This is a genomic window from Mesorhizobium sp. M0848, assembly GCF_040319805.1.
In the GTDB taxonomy this organism is placed as follows: domain Bacteria; phylum Pseudomonadota; class Alphaproteobacteria; order Rhizobiales; family Rhizobiaceae; genus Mesorhizobium.
Map to the genome: position 1 here is coordinate 293515 of NZ_JAMYOM010000004.1, position 6000 is coordinate 299514.

The window sequence follows — 6000 nt, forward strand, 5'->3', positions numbered from 1 at the left end:
GATCCCGCGAAGCATCCGGCCTACCTGCCCGGATCCTGGACCGATAGAAACAGCGTCGTGCCATCAGGCATGAATCAGGAACCAGCCACTGACCGGGTGGCGTTCGAGGTCGCGGTCAATGCCAGGCCCACCGCGACGCATCACCAGGCTCTCAAGATCCCTTGATCATACTTGCTCAGCTGGCAAGCAGGCTAATGAGTTTACGACCTGGACGACACCTTGTAGACTGAACACCATGGCGCTCAAACGGATGGACAACATAGGAATCGTCGTCGATGACCTTGAAGAGACGATTGGTTTCTTTGGCGAGCTCGGCCTTGAGCTCGAAGGGCGGGCTACGATCGAAGGAGAATGGGCCGGACGTGTCACGGGACTGGGCGATCAGCGCGTCGAGATTGCCATGATGCGGACGCCGGACGGCCACAGCCGGCTCGAACTGTCCCGTTTCCTCACGCCGCCTGTCGTCGCCGATCACCGCAACGCCCCGGTAAACGCCCTGGGCTACCTCCGCGTCATGTTCACTGTGGACGACATTGACGGGACGCTCGAAAGGCTCCGCAATCGCGGTGCGCGGCTCGAAGGCGAAGTCGTCCAGTATAGAGACGTGTATCGGCTATGTTACATTCGAGGGCCTGGAGGGCTTCTCATCGGGCTCGCCCAAGAACTCAGCTGAGCGCAATACGCTAAGCAGCTTCCCGCTTCGGCACCATCTGCTCATCCATCCCTGGCCGATGGCCGCGCAGATAGAGCGCGCAGGTGGTGCGCAGCATCGACGCAAAGTTCGGGATGGCGCCGTTGAGCTCTATGGCTTCGTCATAGAGCTTGGAGATGAATTTCGGCGTCGTCAGGTTCTGGTTTTCGGCGATCTCGTCGAGCAACGCCCAGAATGTTCCTTCAAGCTGGATGCTGGTCGAGTGGCCGTCGATGCGAATCGACCGGTTGATCTGGCGATAGCCTTCGGGATCCTGGCCCGCAAACACCCTGCACATCCGACAAACCTCCCATGATTGTTGGTCTTGGGTGGACGGGCGTGCAGTTTGACACTGCTTGACCTGTCCCCACATGCATTCTCGGGTAAAATCGCCGCCACGGCAATCGGACTTTTGTCCTTGTTGGCGATGGAGGACGGTTCACGGCTTCGGGCGTGGTAACCGGCTGCCACCACCTTTTGTCCGTGCCGCGCATAATCGTCTCCACACCAGAGCGGAGACTGATTTGGCCAAGGCGATCCACAGCATGATCCGGGTTCTCGAAGAGGCCCGGTCCGTCGATTTCTACAGAAACGCCTTCGGGCTCGATGTCGCCGACAGGCTGGATTTCGAGACATTCACGCTCCTTTACCTCAGCAATGCCGAGTCGGGGTTCGAGCTCGAACTGACCGTGAACAAGGATCGGCAGGAGCCTTACGGGCTGGGCGACGGCTACGGTCACCTTGCGGTCTCGGTCGCCGATCTCGACGGCGAACATGATCGTCTCGGTGCGCTTGGCCTCAATCCGAAGAAGATCGTCGAGTTCAACCGCGACGGGTCGCTGATCGCGCGTTTCTTCTTCATCGAGGACCCCGACGGCTACAAGATCGAGGTTCTGCAACGCACAGGTCGCTTTCAATAGGAGACATTGCAGCCGCACCGGCAGGTAGCGCCAGCAACGGCACTCTCAAGGGTGCAAATAGCAAGCAGGGAGGAATAAAAATGGTCACGATCTATGACGCGAAGCCTGGGCTTTCCCGTCGAGAGCTTCTCAGACGCGGCGGCATCGGCGCGCTGCTCGTCATCTCCGGCAGCGCCGTCATCAGCCCCGAACATGCCTGGGGGCTCGAGACATCGGCACTCAAGCCCGAAACCATGGCGACGCTGATCCAGATGGCGCGTGACATCTATCCGCACGATCAGGTTCCGGACAAATATTACGCCATTGCCGTGAAAGGTCATGACGAGCAGGCCGGCAAGGACGCCGCCTACAAGGCGATGCTCGAGGACGGCATCGCCGACCTCGACAAGAAGTCCGGTGGCGGCGGCTATCGCGGCCTTGGCTGGGAGGAGCAGCGGGTCGCCGTGCTGAAGCAAATCGAGGTGACGCCATTCTTCCAGGCCATCAGAGGCGGCCTCGTCGTCAGCCTCTACAACCAGAAAGAGGTGTGGCCGATCTTCGGTTACGAGGGCGAGTCCTATTCCAAGGGCGGCTACATCGCGCGCGGTTTCGACGACATCGAGTGGCTCTGAGCCCCGTCGTTCCTGAACCCGCAAACAGAAATCATGGGAGGAAACCATGGCAGCTTCATTTGATCTGAACAACGACGGCGTGGTCGTCATCATCGGCTCGGGCGCCGGCGGCGGCACGCTCGGCAACGAACTCGCCCAGAAGGGTGTCGACGTCGTCATCCTGGAAGCCGGCGCGCGCCACGAATACGAAGACTTCATCAATGACGAGTGGGGTTCGTTCAGCCAGCTCGCCTGGACGGACAAGCGCACCACGTCGGGTGACTGGCGTGTGGCCAAGGACTTTCCCAACCTGCCGGCCTGGATCGTCAAGTCGGTCGGCGGTTCGACCACGCATTGGGCCGGAGCTTCGCTGCGCATCCAGGAGCATGAGTTCAAGACGCTGTCGACCTACGGCAAATTGGAAGGCGCCAACCTGCTCGATTGGCCGATCACGCTGGCCGAGCTGGAGCCCTACTATGCCAAGGCTGAAGCCAAGATGGGCGTCACCGGCACCAATGACTGGCCGCGGCTGCCGGGCAACAACAATTTCAAGGTGCTGAAGGCCGGCGCCGACAAGCTCGGCTATAAGGAATGCCACACCGGCAACATGGCGATCAATTCGGTCGATCGTGACGATCGCATGTCTTGCCAGCAGACCGGCTTCTGCTTCCAGGGCTGCAAATGGGGCGCCAAATGGTCGACGCTCTACACCGAGATCCCCAAGGGCGAGGCGACAGGCCATCTCGAAGTCAGGCCGAACGCCATGGCGATCAAGATCAACCACGACGCTAGCGGAAAGGTGACCGGCGTCGTCTACGCCGACAAGGACGGCAAGCTGCAGGAGCAGAAGGCGCGCATCGTCGCGGTTGCCGGCAATTCGATCGAGAGCCCGCGGCTGCTGCTCAATTCGGCATCGGGAAAATTCCCCGATGGGCTTGCCAACTCGTCGGGTCAGGTCGGCAAGAACTACATGCGTCACACCACCGGCTCGGTCTATGCCATCTTCGACAGACCGGTGCACATGTATCGCGGCACGACCATGGCCGGCATCATCCGCGACGAGGCGCGGCATGATCCATCGCGCGGTTTCGTGGGTGGTTACGAGTTCGAGACGCTGTCGCTCGGCCTGCCGTTCATGGCGGCGTTCCTCGATCCGGGTGCCTGGGGGCGCTCGTTCACCACCGCACTCGATCACTACGACCACATGGCCGGCCTGTGGATCGTCGGTGAGGATATGCCGCGTGCGGAGAACCGCATCACGCTGCATACCGACGAAAAGGACGCGCACGGCATGCCGATCGCCGACGTGCATTTCGACGACCATCCGAACGACACCGCGATGCGCAACCACGCCTACAAACAGGCTACGGCACTTTACGATGCGGTCGGCGCCACCCGCACCTTCCCGACGCCGCCCTATCCGTCGACCCACAATCTCGGCACCAACCGGATGAGCGAGAAAGCGGAAGACGGCGTCGTCAACAAGCACGGCCAGGCGCACGACATCAAGAACCTGTTCGTGTCCGACGGCAGCCAGTTCACCACCGGGGCCGCCGAAAACCCGACCCTGACGATCGTGTCGCTCGCGATCCGCCAGGCCGACTACATCGCCGCGCAAATGTCGGCAAAGACGATCTAGTCAAATCCTCCCGACAGACTGCTGGCGCGGAACCCGCAAGGTTCCGCGCCTTTTTTCCTGCCGCTTCATTGCTTGGTGCAGGTCGAGGCGGTGAAAGCGCCGTCGGGCTGCTTCATGATGATGTCGAAGGAAGGGGCGGTTTCACCGTCGAGCGTCGCCTGGGTCAGCGACAGCGAATTGCCGCCGGTGGTATATCCGCCCAGCGGCCCCAGCCACGAGATCACGCCGTTTGCGTCCATTTGATAGTTATAGCCCTGCTGCACGGGGTCGAAGACGCGGAGGCTGGTGTAGACCGGGCCGCTGTAGACGTTCCCCTTGATGGTGATGTCGCCGAGGCTGAGGAACATGCCAAGCAGGTACACTTCGCAATGATAAGTGCCGTCAGGCATCTTGCCGTCGCTGAAATCGGCTCGCGCAGGCCCGGTTGCTGCGGCCAGAAGCAGTATGCCGATAAAAATGCGTGAAATCCCTGAAACCATGACGTCGCTCGCTTGAAGAGAGAGCTTGCCCTATTTTTGCACCGCGCCGCAATATCGGTCGCCTGAGGCACTGCTGTTGAGATCAAAATATAGGCAGCCTGAGAGAATGAGTGAAAATTAGGCAACGACTGCGTAAGCTGCGCAAAATTCCCTCAATCGATTCTTGGCCGCCTCTCTTTGTTTTGGAGGCCCTACATTCCAAGACGCTGATATTTCTGAACTATTTGTACCCTTTCGGGGTCGCCGGAGCGATTGGCATGGGGGTTGCTTTGTAGTGTTGCGGTGCAATCAACCAGCTTGGGAGTCCGTAATATGAGGGGTAATTTCTCGACAATAACAAAAATGTTTTCGGCGAGCGTGGTCGCCGCCGGCCTGTTGATGTCCGCTCCGGCGAAGGCCGCCGACGACACGATCAAGGTCGGCATTCTCCATTCGCTGTCGGGGACCATGGCGATTTCGGAGACGACGCTGAAGGACGCCATGCTGATGCTCATCGACGAGCAGAACGCCAAGGGTGGCCTGCTCGGCAAGAAGCTCGAGGCGGTCGTCGTCGATCCGGCTTCCAACTGGCCGCTGTTTGCCGAAAAGGCGCGCGAGCTGATCTCCAAGGACAAGGTCGCGGCGGTGTTCGGCTGCTGGACCTCGGTGTCGCGCAAATCGGTGCTGCCGGTGTTCTCGGAACTCGACAACATCCTGTTCTACCCCGTCCAGTATGAGGGCGAGGAAAGTGAGCGCAACGTGTTCTACACCGGTGCGGCGCCAAACCAGCAGGCCATTCCGGCCGTCGACTATCTGATGAGCGAGGATGGCGGTTCGGTGAAGCGCTGGGTGCTGGAAGGCACCGACTACGTCTATCCGCGCACCACCAACAAGATCCTCGAAGCCTATCTGAAGGCCAAGGGCGTGGCTGCGGAAGACATCATGGTCAATTACACGCCGTTCGGCTTCTCCGACTGGCAGACCGAGGTTTCGGCGATCAAGAAGTTCGGTTCGGCCGGCAAGAAGACCGCCGTCGTCTCGACCGTCAACGGCGACGCCAACGTGCCGTTCTACAAGGAACTCGGCAACCAGGGCGTCAAGGCCGAGGATATTCCGGTCATGGCCTTCTCGGTCGGCGAGGAAGAGCTTGCAGGTCTCGACACCGCGCCGCTGGTCGGCCATCTCGCTGCCTGGAACTATTTCGAGAGCATCGATACGCCCGAGAACAAGAAGTTCATCGCCGACTGGCACAAGTTCATCAAGAACGACAAGCGCACCACCAACGATCCGATGGAGGCCCATTATATCGGCTTCAACATGTGGGTGAAGGCGGTCGAGAAGGCCGGCACCACCGATCCGGACAAGGTCATCGACGCCATGATCGGCGTGTCGGTGCCGAACCTGACCGGCGGCTATTCGACGATGATGCCGAACCACCACATCACCAAGCCGGTGCTGATCGGCGAAATCCAGGCCGACGGCCAGTTCGAAACCGTGTCGCGCACGCCGGGCCTGGTGATGGGCGACGAATGGTCCGACTATCTGCCTGATTCCAAGGACCTGATCTCCGATTGGCGCGCGCCTCTGTCCTGCGGCAACTTCAACGTTGCCACCGGCAAGTGCGGCGGCAAGGGCACGAACTGATCCCTCCCAGGGCTGACCTAGTCAGACCGCGCGCGTCCGGACGGCTACTACCGCCGTC

The 6000-nt window shown here is 60.5% G+C and carries 7 protein-coding genes; 5 read left to right on the forward strand and 2 right to left on the reverse strand.

From position 1 onward, the window contains the following. Positions 1-235 precede the first annotated feature (235 nt). Positions 236-673, forward strand: a complete 438-nt coding sequence (locus NKH95_RS06690; RefSeq protein WP_023813016.1) for a VOC family protein — start codon at positions 236-238, stop codon at positions 671-673. Between the two features lie 10 nt (positions 674-683). Here NKH95_RS06690 and NKH95_RS06695 read toward each other — a convergent pair whose 3' ends face one another. Then, positions 684-989 carry a ribbon-helix-helix domain-containing protein gene (locus NKH95_RS06695; RefSeq protein WP_352868616.1) on the reverse strand — a complete coding sequence of 102 codons (306 nt, stop codon included), beginning with the start codon at positions 987-989 and terminating at the stop codon, positions 684-686. 226 nt (positions 990-1215) lie between these two features. On the opposite strand from NKH95_RS06695, the gene NKH95_RS06700 reads away from it, so the two are divergent. The 3 genes from NKH95_RS06700 (at position 1216) to NKH95_RS06710 (ending at position 3840) form a co-directional block, all read left to right on the forward strand. Then, on the forward strand, positions 1216-1611 hold the full coding sequence (locus NKH95_RS06700) for a VOC family protein (RefSeq protein ID WP_352868613.1): 396 nt from the start codon (positions 1216-1218) through the stop codon (positions 1609-1611). Between the two features lie 80 nt (positions 1612-1691). Beyond that, positions 1692-2222, forward strand: a complete 531-nt coding sequence (locus NKH95_RS06705) for a gluconate 2-dehydrogenase subunit 3 family protein (RefSeq protein WP_352553014.1) — start codon at positions 1692-1694, stop codon at positions 2220-2222. A gap of 46 nt (positions 2223-2268) precedes the next feature. Then, positions 2269-3840, forward strand: a complete 1572-nt coding sequence (locus tag NKH95_RS06710) for a GMC family oxidoreductase (protein ID WP_352720136.1) — start codon at positions 2269-2271, stop codon at positions 3838-3840. A 65-nt stretch (positions 3841-3905) separates the two neighbouring features. On the opposite strand, the gene NKH95_RS06715 is transcribed toward NKH95_RS06710, so the two are convergent. Further along, positions 3906-4319 (reverse strand): hypothetical protein, encoded by a 414-nt coding sequence (locus NKH95_RS06715; protein ID WP_023813011.1) that lies wholly within the window; start codon positions 4317-4319, stop codon positions 3906-3908. Between the two features lie 312 nt (positions 4320-4631). Here NKH95_RS06715 and urtA point away from each other — a divergent pair, with 312 nt between their 5' ends. Further along, entirely contained in the window at positions 4632-5942 is a 1311-nt protein-coding gene (gene urtA / locus NKH95_RS06720; protein ID WP_128303581.1) for an urea ABC transporter substrate-binding protein, read from the forward strand. Positions 5943-6000: the final 58 nt, after the last annotated feature.

What these genes read in the sequence shown, in the direction of transcription:
- NKH95_RS06690 (WP_023813016.1), top strand. Translation starts at nt 236, where the DNA reads ATGGCGCTCAAACGGATGGACAACATAGGAATCGTCGTCGATGACCTT.
- NKH95_RS06695 (WP_352868616.1), bottom strand. Translation starts at nt 989, where the DNA reads ATGTGCAGGGTGTTTGCGGGCCAGGATCCCGAAGGCTATCGCCAGATC.
- NKH95_RS06705 (WP_352553014.1), top strand. Translation starts at nt 1,692, where the DNA reads ATGGTCACGATCTATGACGCGAAGCCTGGGCTTTCCCGTCGAGAGCTT.
- NKH95_RS06710 (WP_352720136.1), top strand. Translation starts at nt 2,269, where the DNA reads ATGGCAGCTTCATTTGATCTGAACAACGACGGCGTGGTCGTCATCATC.
- NKH95_RS06715 (WP_023813011.1), bottom strand. Translation starts at nt 4,319, where the DNA reads ATGGTTTCAGGGATTTCACGCATTTTTATCGGCATACTGCTTCTGGCC.
- urtA (WP_128303581.1), top strand. Translation starts at nt 4,632, where the DNA reads ATGAGGGGTAATTTCTCGACAATAACAAAAATGTTTTCGGCGAGCGTG.